A 14,812-nucleotide genomic window follows, 5' to 3' on the forward strand; every position below is an offset into this window, starting at 1 on the left:
ATTAAAAACTAGACTTAATAATGTCTTTTAGTTCCTTATCTAACTCTGCATTTGAGATTTTATTTTCCTCCAAATCAAAATTTGCATTAAACGCAGGCAATGAGAAAGTAGCTTTAATTTGTGCACCAAATCTCGGCAAAGCATTATTGGCAATTTCCAAAACTGAAGCTCCCCCTCTTGGCCCAGGTGAAGTAGCCAATAACAGCATTGGTTTCTGCTGAAAGATTTCCTTCATTATTCTGGAACTCCAATCAAACAAGTTTTTAAAAGCGGCAGAATAATTCCCATTGTTTTCTGCCAAAGAAACCACTAAAAGATCTGCATTTTCAATCTTTTGCAAAAATGCTTTTGCCAACTCATGCTGACCGATTTCTTTTTCTAAATCAACACTAAATAAAGGCATGGCAAAATTATTGAGATCCAAAACCTCAACTGTTGCATTATCAAATAAACTGGCAGCATAAGTCGCCAGATGTTTGTTTATTGAATGCTGACTGTTACTTCCTCCAAAGGCTATAATTTTCATAGTGGTATTATTTTTTAATTTCAAAAATCTCTTTTTTTATTTCTACAGCGTATTCGTTTGGAGCAATTTGTCCTCCAAATGATTTGGCATACACTTTGGTAAACTCAGCTCCAAAATACAAAATGATTGCCGAATAATACACCCAGACCAAAATAATTATTACCGATCCGGCTGCACCGTAAACACTCGCTATTGTTGAATTTCCTAAATAAAATCCAATCGCAAATTTGCCAATCAAAAAAAGAACCGCTGTACATCCGGCCCCAATAAAAGCATCTTTCCATTTTATAACCCCGTCTGGTAAAGTTCGGAATATAATTGCAAAAAGCAATGTGATGCTTACCAAAACGATTATCAAATTTATGACATAAAATAAATACACCGTGCTATCTTCTAAATATATTTTGAGTCTGGAGTTTAAGAGATCTAAAACAGCATTTAACATTAAACTCACTAGCATTAGAAAACCAACAGAAACAATCATAGAGAAAGACATGATTCGGTTTTGAATGAACTTTTTTAGGCCTTTGTTGGGTTTGGCACGCAGCCCCCAGATAAAATTAATAGAACTCTGTATTTCAGCAAAAACCCCCGAAGCACCAATCAAAAGCATCACAACTCCAAAAATCGTTACAAAAACATTACTGTCAGTCAATTGTACATTTTTGATGGCATCCTGAATCTGAATCGCAGCATCGTTGCCTACTAATCGGTTTATCTGTCCATACAGCTCACCTGTTACCGCCTCTTCTCCAAAAAAGAAACCACAAATCGTTATAATGATAATCAATAAAGGAGGCAATGCAAATATGGTGTAATACGATAAAGCAGCGCTTAACTTGATCGCATTGTCATCATTGAACTCTAAAAAAGTGGTTTTCAGTAAATACCAGGTTTTGGATAATATATTTTGCTTTTCCACAAGATTCGTTTTTTTGATGTTCTTTCAAATTTAAAGAATAATCAAAAGATTAAATTCCTGTATTACAGTCAATTTTTATATTTTTACCATGTATCCTTCTTACCTATAAAATTTCATATGGAAATACATATAGTCCCTACGGGACATTTTTCAATGGGATCTAATTCTTTTTCTACCGAAATTTAACTCCTATCGGAGTTTATTTTATAGAAACTAAATGTTATTGCCATTTGTAATCAACCATGATCTTTGTCTCGTTAAACCACACAATAATAACATCTAAAATTAAAAAATATCTCGTAGAGATTCAATATTGGTAACATTCCTAATCACCCAAAGCTTTTGTCCCGTAGGGACTACACGCTCACAAAACAGCTTTTCTCCTTTTATTGATAATGGCAAAAAATCCCTTTATCATAAACCGTCCACAAACTTGCTTTTTGATTGGCTGCCTTCAAGGCACAATTGGCCCAGGTGTTACAAGTATAAAAAAGGCTATAACTTCCTTTAGCTTCATAAAAAGCATCTTTGCTTCCGTAACTATAACCCTTAATCCACTCTGGGTTTGTGGGATTATTAAAGCTTTCTGAAATATAAACTACTAACTTTTGGTAGTTTTCTTTTGAAACCAATATACGTTTACAATCTTCTCCTTCTTTTAACTGTTTGAAAAATGTGGTATGCATCGCTGACGAACTTACTCCAAATACTGCTTTTAAAGCTGTACTCGCTTTTAAATCTGACCATTCCGGCGTATATAGATAAAAACCTTTATCACCCCATCCAAAAGCTACAAATGTTGCCAGTGTATCATTAGCTTGTGTCTGACTAAACTGAATTTCTTTTCGCCAGTCTTTCACTTCATTAACAAGTGGAACTACTATATCGGTATGAACTCCGTTTGAAAGGATGTAAATTGGAATAGCATCTTTCTCATTCACTTCCGTGACATCAGAATTAACAGTGATTTTTGAAATAATAAGAACTGATGTAGTATACAATGCAAGGAAGGTGAAAATTCCAAAAAGAGTCCAACCCAGAAATTTGAATGATTTTTTTAGCATTTTGGTTGATTGATTTTAGATTAGTAATTGGTTAAATTTCCTGTAACCAATTTTTAAGCCAAAATTTTCCAAATTCTTTAAAACATAAAAAAACTGCTGAATTTCTCCAGCAGTTTCCTCTATTTTCTATAATCTTTACTCTATTTTCTAAGAAGATTAAACGTTAAAACGGAAATGCATTACATCACCATCTTTTACGATATATTCTTTTCCTTCAACTTTGAATTTTCCAGCTTCTTTTGCTTTTGCTTCTGAACCGTAATGCACATAATCTTCGTATGAAATTACCTCTGCGCGAATGAATCCTTTTTCAAAATCAGTATGAATAACTCCAGCAGCTTGTGGTGCTGTAGCTCCAATATTGATTGTCCAGGCACGTACTTCTTTTACACCAGCCGTAAAGTAAGTTTGTTGTTTTAATAATTTATAAGCTGCACGAATTAATACCGAAGCTCCCGGCTCAGTCAATCCCATATCTTCAAGGAATACCTGACGCTCTTCGTAGCTTTCTAACTCTGTAATATCAGCTTCTGCTCCTACTGAAAGAATAATAACTTCAGCTTCTTCATCTTTTACCAATTCACGAACCTGATCTACATATTTGTTTCCGTTTACAGCAGAGCTTTCGTCAACATTACAAACATATAATACCGGTTTTGCAGTAATCAACTGAAACGCTTCCATTAAAACCTCTTCGTCATTGTTTTGAGGAATAATGGTTCTTGCTGATTTTGCCTGTAACAATGCTTCTCTGATTCGGTTTAACAAAGCCTCTTCTGTCTGAGCTTCTTTGTTTCCGGTTTTAGCTGCACGTTTTACTTTTTCCAGACGTTTTTCGATTGTTTCTAAATCCTTCAATTGAAGTTCTATATCAATCGTTTCTTTATCACGAATTGGGTTTACATTTCCGTCAACGTGAACAATGTTATCATTATCAAAACAACGCAAAACGTGAATAATAGCATTACACTCTCTAATGTTTCCTAAAAACTGGTTTCCAAGACCTTCTCCTTTACTTGCACCTTTTACCAAACCTGCGATATCAACAATATCAACGGTTGCCATTTGTACACGCTCTGGTTTTACTAATTCTTCTAATTTGTTAATTCTTGGATCCGGAACGTTTACAACCCCAATATTAGGTTCGATTGTACAAAACGGAAAGTTAGCACTTTGTGCTTTTGCATTAGATAAACAATTAAATAATGTTGATTTTCCAACATTTGGTAATCCTACAATTCCTGCTTTCATCTGTTGATTCTATTTGTTTTTATGTGAACCTGTTTTTTTGAGTCCTTCCTAATTTAATATACAGGAATCACTTTTAACAGGTTATAATTTACGTATTCACTTAGCATTTCTGCCAAAATATTATTTTTTGGCTTTAAAATTTTGCAAATATAAGATTTAATAGCTCGCAAGTGAAGTAAAAATGACGATTAATGTTTTTTAAAGCCTTGTCTTAAAAATAATTAAACTTTTTATTAATTTTTTGTTAAAAATAATTACTTTTATAACAGACCAACAAGAATAAATAAACCAAACTCAAGTAACTATGAAAAAGATTGCATTATTAATAATTCTATTTAACACAGCATTTCTATTTGCCCAAAAAGAAATATCAGGAGTTGTAAAGGATAAATCAGGTAATCCGATACCCGGAGTTAATATTCTTGAAAAAGGAACCACAAATGGCGTATCTACCAATTTTGAAGGCGGTTACATTATAAAAGTTAAAGAAGGTGCCGTATTAATTTTTAGTTTCGTAGGATATACAAACGTAGAAAAATCATCCTCAAACAGTAAAACCGATGTTACATTAGACGAAAATGGAGGTCAGGTTCTGAACGATGTTGTCATTGTAGGTTCCAGAAATACAAAAAGAACTGTTGTAAATTCGGCTGTTCCAATTGACGTTATTAATGTGCAGGACGTCACGACTCAAAGTGGTAAACTAGAAATCAATCAGTTACTGCAATATGTTGCTCCTTCATTTAATGCTAACAAACAATCCGGTTCTGATGGTGCCGATCACGTAGATCCTGCTTCTTTAAGAGGTTTGGGTCCAGATCAGACGCTTGTTTTGATTAACGGAAAAAGAAGACATCAATCATCACTAATTAATTTATTTGGTACACGTGGACGTGGAAATACAGGAACAGATTTAAATGCAATCCCGGCCACTTCTATCAAAAGAATTGAGATTCTTAGAGATGGCGCTGCAGCACAATACGGTTCTGACGCTATTGCCGGCGTTATAAATATTGTGCTAAATGACAATGTAGACGAATTAACAGGATCTGTAACCTACGGTGTGTTTAATACCAATGCAAAAGGCGATTTCCTGGAAGGAACTCCAAATACCAAAAACTTCAGACTGGACCAAAACGGCAATGGAAATTCTTATGGTAAAAATCAGTCTTTTGACGGCGGATCTGTAAAAGTAGCTGCCAACTATGGAGTTGCAATTGGTGAAAAAGGCGGATATGCCAATTTCACCACGGAGTACATCAATAAAAACAAAACATTAAGACCTGCTTACGATTTTAGAAAAGGTTTTGGAGATGCTTCTATTCAGAGTTTTAATCTTTTTGGAAATTTAGCAATCCCCGTTTCCGAAAAAACTCAGTTTTATGCTTTTGGAGGTCGCAACTACAGAGATACAGACGCTTATGCTTTTACCCGAAACGGAGGAGAAAGAGTTGTTGAATCGGTTTATCCGGGTGGCTACACCCCTAGAATTACCTCTAATATTATCGATAATTCTCTGGCAGCAGGATTTAGAACTAAAACCGCCAGCGGATGGAATATTGATATTAGTAATACTTATGGTAAAAACCTTTTTCATTACTACATCAAAGGAACTATAAATGCTTCATTAGAAGACAAATCTCCAACAGAATTTGATGCAGGAGGACACAGTCTGACCCAAAACACAACCAACTTTGATCTTTCTAAAAACTACGATTCTGTATTAAACGGCTTAAATCTTGCTTTTGGAGCAGAATACAGAACCGAAAAATTCACCATTTTCTCAGGAGAAGAAGGCTCTTATGCTACTTACGATACTAACGGCAGACCTATAACCAATCCTACAACACAAAGTGCACCAACAATTCCAAATCCGGATTATGATCCTACAGACCCTACTTCTTCCCCAACAATTTCCAGACCGGGAGGATCACAAGGTTTTCCGGGATACAGTCCTTTAAATACCGTAGACAAAAGCCGCACCAACTTATCTTTATATACAGATGCTGAGCTAGACATTACAGAAGCCTTTTTATTAAGTGCCGCCGTTCGTTTTGAAAACTACAGTGATTTTGGAAGCACTTTAAACGGTAAATTAGCCGCCAGAGTAAAAGCCGGAGAGCACATTAACTTTAGAGGATCTGTAAGTACCGGTTTCCGTGCCCCTTCGTTGGCACAAATTTATTACAACTTACGTTTTACAAATTTTAATGCAGGAGGAGCCACCGAAGTTTTACTTGCACCAAACAACAGCCCTGTTACCAAAGCTTTTGGAATTCAGAAACTAAATGAAGAAAAAGCGGTAAATGCTTCATTGGGATTCACTGCTTCTTTTGGTGATTTCACAGCAACAGTTGATGGCTATTACATTAAGGTAAAAGACCGTATCGTTCTTACCGGATATTTTGATGCTACTCCTTTAAATCTTGGTGTCGACAAAGCACAGTTTTTTGTTAACGGTGTAGATACCAGCACTCATGGTTTAGATTTAGTTCTGGCCTGGAAGAAAAGATTCGGAGAATCACTGTTTAGTGCCACTTTGGTTGGAAACATCAATGATATGAAAATTGATAATGTAAAAAATGGAACCTTAGACGAAGGTACTTTCTTTGGAAGACGTGAAAAAGCATTCTTATTGTCTTCGGCTCCGGACAGCAAATTTGGTTTAAATCTAAACTATGCTAAAAATAAATTTGATGCCGGTTTAGCATTCACCCGTTTTAGTAAAGTCGTTTTAGTAGACTACGCCGATGAAAACGACGTATACAATCCCAGATTAATTACAGATTTAACCGTTGGTTACAAACTAACGAAAAACCTAAAATTAAGTGTTGGAAGCAATAACTTATTCAACGTTTACCCAACAAAACAAGACGAGCTAGGAAACACTGAAGCAGGTGGTTACTGGGATGCTGTACAGATGGGGTTCAGTGGAGCTTACTACTATGCGAGACTTGGATTTAATTTTTAAAAAATTCAAACACCATATTATCTTCGCAAGCTAAGTCGAAAAAGAAGTTCAACTTTACCAGACCAGGCAAATGAAGGTATAAAAAAATCCTGAGTGCAAACTCAGGATTTCTTTTATTATCTAAAACAGAAAATAATTACTCCGCGTGTAAAAACGCCTGTCTGCTCAACAAAGTTTCTTCGTCTTCAACGTGATTATCGTCTGGCACACAACAATCAACCGGACATACAGCAGCACACTGAGGTTCGTCATGAAAACCTTTACACTCGGTACATTTTCCCGGAACGATATAATATACTTCATCAGAAATTGGTGTTTGCGCATCACCTGCGTCAACCTCAGTTCCATCCGGTAAAATTATTTTTCCTGAAAGACTGGTTCCATCTTTGTATCTCCAATCGTCAGCTCCTTCATAAATTGCTGTATTTGGGCATTCTGGTTCACAAGCCCCACAGTTTATGCATTCGTCAGTTATAATTATTGCCATTTTGTTCTTAGTTACGAGTTAAAAATTATAAGAATTGCGTTAAAAATGTCAAACATTTTATTCTGCTTTGCCTTATAACTTAATATAGCTTATTTTTGTGCAAAATTACAATCAAAACCTTTCATAAACAAATTACTTATGTTACAAAACGAAAAAAAACAGTCTTTTATAGCACTAGGTCGATTTTTAAGTCAGTTCTCTGAAGCAGAAAACACACGAAATGAATCGGTTTTAGGTAATGACCTGTTTTTTGATGATTTCATAAAACTGATTAACCTTTCGCAGTCTCACAATGGATGGTATACACCTGAGCAAGTGTATTTTGCCATAAACTCCTGGGCCGAAGCTTTGACAGAAGAAAATATTGAAAAATGGCTTTCCGCTTATGCATCAGAATTCGAAAAAACGGAAAAAACAGAAAAAACGGTCGCCTTGATCCTTGCCGGAAATATTCCGTTAGTAGGTTTTCATGACTTTTTATCGGTTTTAATCACTGGAAATAAGGCTTTAATAAAAACTTCTTCAAACGATCAGCACTTATTGCCTTTTTTAGCCAAATACCTGATTTTTACTGATGAAAATCTAAAAGATAAGATCACTTTCGTGGAAGGTAAACTAGAAAATTTTGATACGGTAATTGCTACCGGAAGCAACAATACTGCCCGCTACTTTGAATATTACTTTAAAGACAAGCCATCGATCATTCGTAAAAACAGAAATTCGGTTGCGATTTTAAACGGAAAAGAAACTCATGAGGAATTAGAAGCTTTGGGGGAAGATATTTTCAGATACTTCGGTCTGGGATGCCGCAATGTATCCAAACTTTTTGTTCCAAAAGGATATTCTTTTGATGCCTTTTTCCAGGCTATTTTTAAGTATCAGGATGTCATTCATTATGAAAAATATGCTAACAATTACGACTACAATAAAGCCGTATTTTTGATGAGTAATTTCAAATTATTAGACAATGGCTTTTTAACTTTAAAAGAAGATTCAAGTTACGCCTCTCCTATTTCGAGCGTATTTTATGAATTCTATGAAAATATCGAAAACCTACAAGCTCGTTTAGAGACTGATTCTGAGCAAATTCAATGTATCGTGAGCCATGACTTAACTCAAAACAGCATTCCTTTCGGGCAAACCCAAAAACCACGATTGTGGGATTACGCAGATAACATAGATACTATAACGTTTTTGTTAACAACAAAGTAAAAATATGTGCAAATATTTCGAATAATTTATCGCTTTTTCAGGTCCTATTGCCGAAATTTGCGTCTTTAAATTTTTCGACTATTAACAACAACCATGAAAAAACACAACTACAGCGCAGGACCAAGTATCTTACCTCAGGAAGTTTTTGAGAAAGCCTCAAAAGCAATTTTAGATTTTAATGATTCAGGACTCTCTATTCTTGAAATTTCGCACCGAAGCAAAGATTTCGTTGCCGTTATGGAAGAAGCCCGATCCCTTGCTTTAGAATTATTAGGGCTTCAGGGAAAAGGATATCAGGCCTTATTTTTACAAGGTGGTGCAAGCACAGCCTTCCTTATGGCCCCATATAACCTGATGAAAGAAAACGGAAAAGCAGCTTATTTAGATTCCGGAACGTGGGCAACTGCAGCTATAAAAGAAGCAAAGTTTTTTGGAGAAACTGTTATCGTTGGCTCTTCAAAAGAAGACAATTACAGCCATATTCCAAAAGGATACGAAATACCAAGTGATGCTGATTACTTTCACTGTACCAGCAACAATACTATTTTTGGAACTCAAATGAAAGAATTCCCGGTAACTAACGTTCCTGTGGTTTGTGACATGAGTTCTGATATTTTTTCACGTGAACTGGATTTCTCTAAATTTGATTTAATCTATGCTGGTGCTCAAAAGAATATGGGGCCTGCAGGAACTACTTTGGTAGTGATCAAAGAAGAAATACTGGAGAAAAGCGGAAGAACAATTCCTAGTATGTTAGATTACGCTAAACATATTAAAGCAGAGAGTATGTACAACACACCTCCTGTTTTTGCCGTATATGTTTCGCTATTAACCTTACAATGGATCAAAGAAAAAGGAGGAGTTGCTGCTGTTGAAAAGCTAAACAATGCAAAAGCCGACTTACTTTACGCCGAAATTGACAGAAATCCACTGTTCAAAGGTGCTGCAGCGGTTGAAGATCGTTCTAAAATGAACGTTACTTTCTTATTGAACAATGCCGATCATACTGCTACTTTTGATGCTTTATGGAAAGAAGCCGGAATTTCAGGATTACCGGGTCACCGCTCAGTTGGTGGTTACAGAGCTTCAATCTACAATGCAATGTCTATCGAAAGCGTTCAGGTTTTAGTAGATGTAATGAAAGCCTTGGAGACTAAAGTTTAGTTTACAGTCGCAGTTTTTAGTTCGCAGTTTGCCAAAAACAGGAACTGAACACAGAATTCCTAGCCCCGATAGAAGTGGAGATCCTTTTTTGTTTTTTCTTTAAAAACAAAAAAGATCACAACGGATAGCGGGATTAGCTCCTAAAGAAAAAGAAAAAATTATAATATATGTTTATCATCTAATCTGTACGATTAAACAAATAAACGAATAAACACATAAACTAAGATGAAAGTATTAGCCAATGACGGAATTTCAAAAAGTGGAATTCTTGCTTTAGAAAAAGGTGGTTTTGAAGTTATTACTACAAAAGTGGCTCAGGAACAAGTAGCTAATTTTGTAAACGAGAACAATGTAGCAGTGGTTTTAGTACGTAGTGCTACCAAAGTTCGTAAAGACATTATCGATGCCTGTCCGGGATTAAAAATTATCGGCCGTGGTGGTGTTGGTATGGACAACATCGATGTTGATTATGCAAAAAGCAAAGGAATCCATGTTATCAATACACCTGCTTCATCATCAGAATCTGTTGCTGAATTGGTATTTGGACACTTATTTTCCGGTGTTCGTTTTTTACATGATTCTAACCGAAATATGCCTCTTGAAGGAGATTCTAACTTTGACGGACTGAAAAAAGCGTACGCAAACGGTACTGAATTAAGAGGAAAAACTCTTGGTATTGTTGGTATTGGACGTATTGGTCAGGCTACTGCAAAAATGGCACTTGGTTTAGGAATGAAAGTAATCGCTGCAGATAGCTTTATTCCTTCTGTAGACGTTAAAGTGGAGTTTTTCGACGGTCAGTCTATCACTACTACTATCGTTTCTCAATCTTTAGAGTCTTTATTCAAAGAAGCTGATTTTATCACCTTACATGTTCCTGCTCAGGATGGATATATCATTGGAGAAAAAGAACTGGCGATTATGAAAGATGGCGTTGGAATCGTAAACTGTGCCCGTGGTGGTGTTATCGACGAAGTAGCCTTGCTAAAAGCTTTAGATTCAGGAAAAGTTGCATTTGCAGGATTAGACGTTTTTGAAAGCGAACCAAAACCGGAAATGGCTATTTTAATGCACTCTAAAATTTCATTAACACCACATATTGGAGCTGCTACAGATGAAGCACAAGACAGAATTGGTACAGAATTAGCCTCACAAATTATTTCTTTACTAAGCTAATGAATTAAAAATAAATTATTTAGGAGGGATTTATTAACATCGTTTAATAAATCCCTTTCTTTTTTTGATTAAATTTGAGTTTAAATTCTAACCTAAATTCTTTTAATCATGTTTGAACAATTAACACAATTAGTACAACAATACGGAGGTGATGCAGTGGTAAACAATGCTGCTGTCCCAAATGAGCATAATGAAGCGGTTATACAAGAAACTAGTTCTTCAATATTTTCAGGATTGCAAAAAATTGCTTCAGAAGGAGGTGCAGAACAATTGGCAGGCTTATTCAACGGAACTTCAAAGTTAGACAGTTCTAATCCTGTTGTACAGCAAATAACACAGCAATTGAGCGGTAGTCTTGGTGAAAAATTCGGATTAAGCAGCGCCGATTCAGCTGGTGTCGCTTCAGGCATGATTCCACAGGTTTTGAGTTCTTTAGTAAACAAAGCAAAAGATCCAAACGACAGTAGCTTTAATATTTCAGATATTATAAGCTCAATCTCCGGAAACAGCGGACAGGCTTCTGGCATCATGGATACCATCAATAAATACGGAATGCAGTTTGGCCTCGACCAAAATAACGACGGAAAAGTAGACGTAGCCGATGCAATGGCACTCACCAAAAGCGGAGGTCTTGGCGGTTTACTAGGGAAATTGTTTGGGAAATAGTTTCTTTTTGAGGGACAAAGGCTCAAAGTTACAAAGGTCCACAGGTCTCAACCAAAGCAATAAAAAGTCTGTTTACATTCATGTAAACAGACTTTTCTCTTTTATAGAACTAAGTTACAACAAACCTTTTAAACCTATGCGACTTTGAACCTTTGAACCTTTGTTTACAAACTGTTAAATCTCCAAACCTTTTCCTCATTTATTTGTAAATTTAGGGTTCAAACAAAAATTATGAAAAAATATCTTTTTATACTAGTCCTTCTGTTTACGATAATAGCATGCTCAACAGCTTCAAAAAATACTGTTTCTGCAAAAAAATCCTCTAAACCAATTGCTGCTGTAAATGATACAGTACGAATTGCCAATGATTCTTTAGAATATGAGGTTATCATCATCGATAATGGTTTTAGTACCTGGCTGGCTTCGAGAGCACTTCCGCGAAATTATTATTCGTTAACTTATCTCGAAAACAAGAATAATTTGTACGTGACAGAATGGAACAATCGTGTTTTACAACCACAACGTTACGACCCCAATTTATATGAAATGAGGATTGATTACCAGCCAACGATTCATTATGGCTACGAAGTAAATTATCTGATTTATAACTATATGATTTATTTTCAAAATACACACAAACAAAAGCTCGGAGGTTATGTTCCTATAAGATAATGTTCTTATATTTGTAATCGTTACAAATAAAGAATGAACAGACTAAAGAAACGTTGGGGTATTACCTCAAATGTACAAGCCATTATAATACTAATTGTTTTTGCCATCACAGGATCGGCATCTGCATGGCTGTCTAAACCCTTTTGCGTTTTACTAGGCATTACCAAAGAAGATTTTGGAGGCTGGTTTACTTTGATCCGATTGCTGATTATTTTTCCAATCTATCAGGTTTTATTAGTCGCCATTGGTACACTGTTTGGGCAATTCCGTTTCTTTTGGAATTTTGAAAAGAAAATGCTTAAAAATATGGGACTGGGATTCTTGTTTAAAGATAAAGAGCCTAAATCTTAACTTACCTTAAAAAGTACAAAATCGATTAAAAAGATTTAAGATTGCTCCTTACTTCCTTTTCTGAAAAAAGTAAGTATAAATCCAGGTTATTGTAAACGAAGGAATAATATCGGTTCCCGGAAGTATTTCTTCCACAAAAGTCAGCACACTTGCTACTTTTCCTACTCTTCCCGGGTACATTCTGATCATGATAAAAGCCGCTATTGGCGCCCAGATCAAATCAGCAATCTCTGCAACCCCCAGTATACTGTAGGTTAGCATTCCTATCCCATCCAAAATCAGCCCCAAAAGGAGTTTCTTTGTTCTATCATCATGTATTACATTGGCTTCCTGCATTTTCATCGTATTTAGAAATTCGAATTTAAAAAGAATTCTTTAAAACTAACTTATTTTTTGATCGTAATTTATTTCTTAATTCCCACCTTTTCAACGCTTTTCATTACCAAAAAGCATATCCTTCAATCTTCTCCCAAAAACCAAGCCGATTATTTAGTAGTGATTTTTTTTGTTCTCTTAGCTTTTTCCAATTCCACAAAATTGAGATTGTCATTGTCATTGATATTATCATTGATATTGCTCTTAAAAACTTGTTCTTAAAATTCTGTTAGCTGCATTTTTATATCGGAAGAATCTTTGTTTCTTTGTAGAAACAGTTTCAAAATGATCCACGCAAAAAATATACATAAGTTTTACGACAAATTAGAAGTTTTAAAAGGAGTCGATCTACACATTAAAAAAGGAGAAATTGTTTCAATTGTTGGCGCATCAGGTGCAGGAAAAACAACGCTCTTACAAATTTTAGGAACCTTAGACAAACCTGAAAGAAATGCTGCCTCTTCCCTGACTATCAATGGAGAAAATGTATTAAAATTGCAGGACACTGAAACGGACAATTCAAAAGAGGAAAAAAGATTCAAAATTGTATCTTGGATTGGCGTTTTGTATTCCATTTTATTATTGGTTTATCTAGTCTTCTTCAGAACTAAAAATGAGGATGATTTATTGGAATATGTCGCACTTTTTGCTTTCTCGCAGCCTATCTTGTCAGTACTCATCTATTTGAACCGTTATTTTAAAAAGAAGAGCAAAAAGGACAAGATATTGTCTAATTTCCGAAATTTAAATTTAGGCTTTATCTTCCAGTTTCACCAATTATTACCTGAATTTACGGCGCTGGAAAACGTTTGTATCCCGGCTTATATGGCCAATAAACCTAAGGCTGAAGCAGAAAACGAAGCAAAAAAAATCTTAGAATACTTGGGATTATCACATCGCATACATCATAAACCAAATGAACTTTCGGGAGGAGAGCAGCAAAGAGTCGCTGTCGCAAGAGCATTAATCAATAAACCCGATGTTATTTTTGCCGATGAACCTTCGGGAAATCTGGACACGCATTCGGCCGAAAATTTACACCAGTTGTTCTTCCAGCTTCGCGATGAATTTGGACAAACTTTTGTAATTGTAACCCACAATGAAGAATTGGCTAATATGGCCGACAGAAAGTTAATAATGGTTGACGGATTAATTAGCAATTAAGAACTCCACAACAATCCATTAGCATCTTTCCTTTTAATTATGACACAAAAAGAACTCAAAGAATTCCTGGACGAAAAAGTAATTCAATACAACAACCTCGATTTTATCGACAGTGACCCTGTGCAGATTCCTCATTTGTTTACTCAGAAAGAAGACATCGAAATTGCTGGCTTTTTAAGCGCAACGATCGCTTGGGGAAATCGTAAAATGATTATCCGGAACTCACATCAAATGATGGAGTTAATGGGAAATACTCCTTATGATTTTGTGATGTCGCATTCGGATGAAGATCTGGAACGTCTTGAAAATTTTGTACACCGCACTTTTAACGGAAAAGACTTTTCAGGTTTTATAAAAGGACTACGTCATATTTACCAAAACCACAATGGCCTGGAAGCAGTTTTTGCCAAAAATCAGGAAGCCGACAGTCTGCAGAAAAGCATCAGCGAATTCAAAAAAATATTTTTCGAGATCGATCATTTACCGAGAACTCAAAAACACATTTCAGATCCGCTAAACAATTCGGCTGCAAAAAGAATCAACATGTACCTGCGCTGGATGGTGCGTCAGGATACAAAAGGTGTTGATTTAGGAATCTGGAAAACAATTTCTCCTGCTTTATTGTCCTGTCCCCTTGATGTACATTCCGGCAATGTAGCCCGAAAACTAGGAATCCTAACCCGAAAACAAAATGACGGAAAGGCCTTAACAGAACTTGACCTGAAACTCCGAAAAATGGATCCGCTCGATCCGGTAAAATACGACTTTGCTCTTTTCGGATTGGGCGTTTTTGAAGGATTCTAAGCCCGGT

General features: G+C 35.8%; 14 protein-coding genes and 2 pseudogenes. 10 read left to right on the forward strand and 6 right to left on the reverse strand.

Annotation, left to right across the window (positions count from 1 at the left end):
* Window position 1: 1 nt before the first annotated feature.
* The 4 genes from FLA105534_RS14125 to ychF all read right to left on the reverse strand — a co-directional run bounded on the left by FLA105534_RS14125 (window position 2) and on the right by ychF (window position 3,763).
* Window positions 2-526, reverse strand: coding sequence for an NADPH-dependent FMN reductase (locus tag FLA105534_RS14125; protein WP_173966765.1), 525 nt, complete (start codon window positions 524-526; stop codon window positions 2-4).
* A 7-nt stretch (window positions 527-533) separates the two neighbouring features.
* The gene (locus tag FLA105534_RS14130; protein WP_173966766.1) at window positions 534-1,448 is read right to left on the reverse strand and encodes a YihY/virulence factor BrkB family protein; all 915 of its coding nucleotides are present in this window, start codon (window positions 1,446-1,448) and stop codon (window positions 534-536) included.
* Window positions 1,449-1,834: 386 nt separating this feature from the next.
* Window positions 1,835-2,512 (reverse strand): TIGR02117 family protein, encoded by a 678-nt coding sequence (locus FLA105534_RS14135; protein ID WP_173966767.1) that lies wholly within the window; start codon window positions 2,510-2,512, stop codon window positions 1,835-1,837.
* A 156-nt stretch (window positions 2,513-2,668) separates the two neighbouring features.
* Window positions 2,669-3,763 carry a redox-regulated ATPase YchF gene (ychF, locus tag FLA105534_RS14140; RefSeq protein ID WP_173966768.1) on the reverse strand — a complete coding sequence of 365 codons (1,095 nt, stop codon included), beginning with the start codon at window positions 3,761-3,763 and terminating at the stop codon, window positions 2,669-2,671.
* Between the two features lie 304 nt (window positions 3,764-4,067).
* Here ychF and FLA105534_RS14145 point away from each other — a divergent pair, with 304 nt between their 5' ends.
* Entirely contained in the window at window positions 4,068-6,734 is a 2,667-nt protein-coding gene (locus tag FLA105534_RS14145; protein WP_173966769.1) for a TonB-dependent receptor, read from the forward strand.
* Window positions 6,735-6,870: 136 nt separating this feature from the next.
* Here the strand turns inward: FLA105534_RS14145 and FLA105534_RS14150 are convergent, their stop codons facing one another.
* Window positions 6,871-7,221 carry a 4Fe-4S dicluster domain-containing protein gene (locus FLA105534_RS14150; protein WP_173966770.1) on the reverse strand — a complete coding sequence of 117 codons (351 nt, stop codon included), beginning with the start codon at window positions 7,219-7,221 and terminating at the stop codon, window positions 6,871-6,873.
* 138 nt (window positions 7,222-7,359) lie between these two features.
* On the opposite strand from FLA105534_RS14150, the gene FLA105534_RS14155 reads away from it, so the two are divergent.
* The 6 genes from FLA105534_RS14155 (at window position 7,360) to FLA105534_RS14180 (ending at window position 12,462) form a co-directional block, all read left to right on the forward strand.
* Window positions 7,360-8,433: an acyl-CoA reductase gene (locus tag FLA105534_RS14155; protein WP_173966771.1), complete on the forward strand. Its 1,074-nt coding sequence runs from the start codon at window positions 7,360-7,362 to the stop codon at window positions 8,431-8,433.
* Window positions 8,434-8,526: 93 nt separating this feature from the next.
* Window positions 8,527-9,597, forward strand: a complete 1,071-nt coding sequence (serC, locus tag FLA105534_RS14160; protein ID WP_173966772.1) for a 3-phosphoserine/phosphohydroxythreonine transaminase — start codon at window positions 8,527-8,529, stop codon at window positions 9,595-9,597.
* A gap of 225 nt (window positions 9,598-9,822) precedes the next feature.
* A complete protein-coding gene (locus FLA105534_RS14165) occupies window positions 9,823-10,773 on the forward strand; it encodes a D-2-hydroxyacid dehydrogenase (protein WP_173966773.1) in 951 nt (316 codons plus the stop codon).
* A gap of 108 nt (window positions 10,774-10,881) precedes the next feature.
* On the forward strand, window positions 10,882-11,439 hold the full coding sequence (locus tag FLA105534_RS14170; protein WP_173966774.1) for a hypothetical protein: 558 nt from the start codon (window positions 10,882-10,884) through the stop codon (window positions 11,437-11,439).
* 231 nt (window positions 11,440-11,670) lie between these two features.
* Window positions 11,671-12,111 carry a DUF6146 family protein gene (locus FLA105534_RS14175; RefSeq protein ID WP_173966775.1) on the forward strand — a complete coding sequence of 147 codons (441 nt, stop codon included), beginning with the start codon at window positions 11,671-11,673 and terminating at the stop codon, window positions 12,109-12,111.
* 33 nt (window positions 12,112-12,144) lie between these two features.
* Window positions 12,145-12,462 carry a DUF6787 family protein gene (locus FLA105534_RS14180; protein ID WP_173966776.1) on the forward strand — a complete coding sequence of 106 codons (318 nt, stop codon included), beginning with the start codon at window positions 12,145-12,147 and terminating at the stop codon, window positions 12,460-12,462.
* A 48-nt stretch (window positions 12,463-12,510) separates the two neighbouring features.
* On the opposite strand, the gene FLA105534_RS14185 is transcribed toward FLA105534_RS14180, so the two are convergent.
* Window positions 12,511-12,798 (reverse strand): hypothetical protein, encoded by a 288-nt coding sequence (locus FLA105534_RS14185; RefSeq protein WP_394368050.1) that lies wholly within the window; start codon window positions 12,796-12,798, stop codon window positions 12,511-12,513.
* A 324-nt stretch (window positions 12,799-13,122) separates the two neighbouring features.
* On the opposite strand from FLA105534_RS14185, the pseudogene FLA105534_RS24035 reads away from it, so the two are divergent.
* The 3 genes and pseudogenes from FLA105534_RS24035 to FLA105534_RS14195 form a co-directional block, all read left to right on the forward strand.
* Window positions 13,123-13,344: pseudogene (locus tag FLA105534_RS24035) on the forward strand (ATP-binding cassette domain-containing protein); the annotation flags it as partial.
* A 207-nt stretch (window positions 13,345-13,551) separates the two neighbouring features.
* Window positions 13,552-14,001 (forward strand): annotated as a pseudogene (locus tag FLA105534_RS24040) (ABC transporter ATP-binding protein); the annotation flags it as partial.
* A gap of 39 nt (window positions 14,002-14,040) precedes the next feature.
* Window positions 14,041-14,805, forward strand: a complete 765-nt coding sequence (locus tag FLA105534_RS14195) for a TIGR02757 family protein (RefSeq protein ID WP_173966779.1) — start codon at window positions 14,041-14,043, stop codon at window positions 14,803-14,805.
* Window positions 14,806-14,812: the final 7 nt, after the last annotated feature.

Origin of the sequence: Flavobacterium collinsii (assembly GCF_902804485.1) — a bacterium.
Taxonomy (GTDB): Bacteria; Bacteroidota; Bacteroidia; order Flavobacteriales; family Flavobacteriaceae; genus Flavobacterium; species Flavobacterium collinsii.

What these genes read in the sequence shown, in the direction of transcription:
- FLA105534_RS14125 (WP_173966765.1), bottom strand. Translation starts at nt 526, where the DNA reads ATGAAAATTATAGCCTTTGGAGGAAGTAACAGTCAGCATTCAATAAAC.
- FLA105534_RS14135 (WP_173966767.1), bottom strand. Translation starts at nt 2,512, where the DNA reads ATGCTAAAAAAATCATTCAAATTTCTGGGTTGGACTCTTTTTGGAATT.
- ychF (WP_173966768.1), bottom strand. Translation starts at nt 3,763, where the DNA reads ATGAAAGCAGGAATTGTAGGATTACCAAATGTTGGAAAATCAACATTA.
- FLA105534_RS14145 (WP_173966769.1), top strand. Translation starts at nt 4,068, where the DNA reads ATGAAAAAGATTGCATTATTAATAATTCTATTTAACACAGCATTTCTA.
- FLA105534_RS14150 (WP_173966770.1), bottom strand. Translation starts at nt 7,221, where the DNA reads ATGGCAATAATTATAACTGACGAATGCATAAACTGTGGGGCTTGTGAA.
- FLA105534_RS14155 (WP_173966771.1), top strand. Translation starts at nt 7,360, where the DNA reads ATGTTACAAAACGAAAAAAAACAGTCTTTTATAGCACTAGGTCGATTT.
- serC (WP_173966772.1), top strand. Translation starts at nt 8,527, where the DNA reads ATGAAAAAACACAACTACAGCGCAGGACCAAGTATCTTACCTCAGGAA.
- FLA105534_RS14165 (WP_173966773.1), top strand. Translation starts at nt 9,823, where the DNA reads ATGAAAGTATTAGCCAATGACGGAATTTCAAAAAGTGGAATTCTTGCT.
- FLA105534_RS14170 (WP_173966774.1), top strand. Translation starts at nt 10,882, where the DNA reads ATGTTTGAACAATTAACACAATTAGTACAACAATACGGAGGTGATGCA.
- FLA105534_RS14175 (WP_173966775.1), top strand. Translation starts at nt 11,671, where the DNA reads ATGAAAAAATATCTTTTTATACTAGTCCTTCTGTTTACGATAATAGCA.
- FLA105534_RS14180 (WP_173966776.1), top strand. Translation starts at nt 12,145, where the DNA reads ATGAACAGACTAAAGAAACGTTGGGGTATTACCTCAAATGTACAAGCC.
- FLA105534_RS14185 (WP_394368050.1), bottom strand. Translation starts at nt 12,798, where the DNA reads ATGCAGGAAGCCAATGTAATACATGATGATAGAACAAAGAAACTCCTT.
- FLA105534_RS14195 (WP_173966779.1), top strand. Translation starts at nt 14,041, where the DNA reads ATGACACAAAAAGAACTCAAAGAATTCCTGGACGAAAAAGTAATTCAA.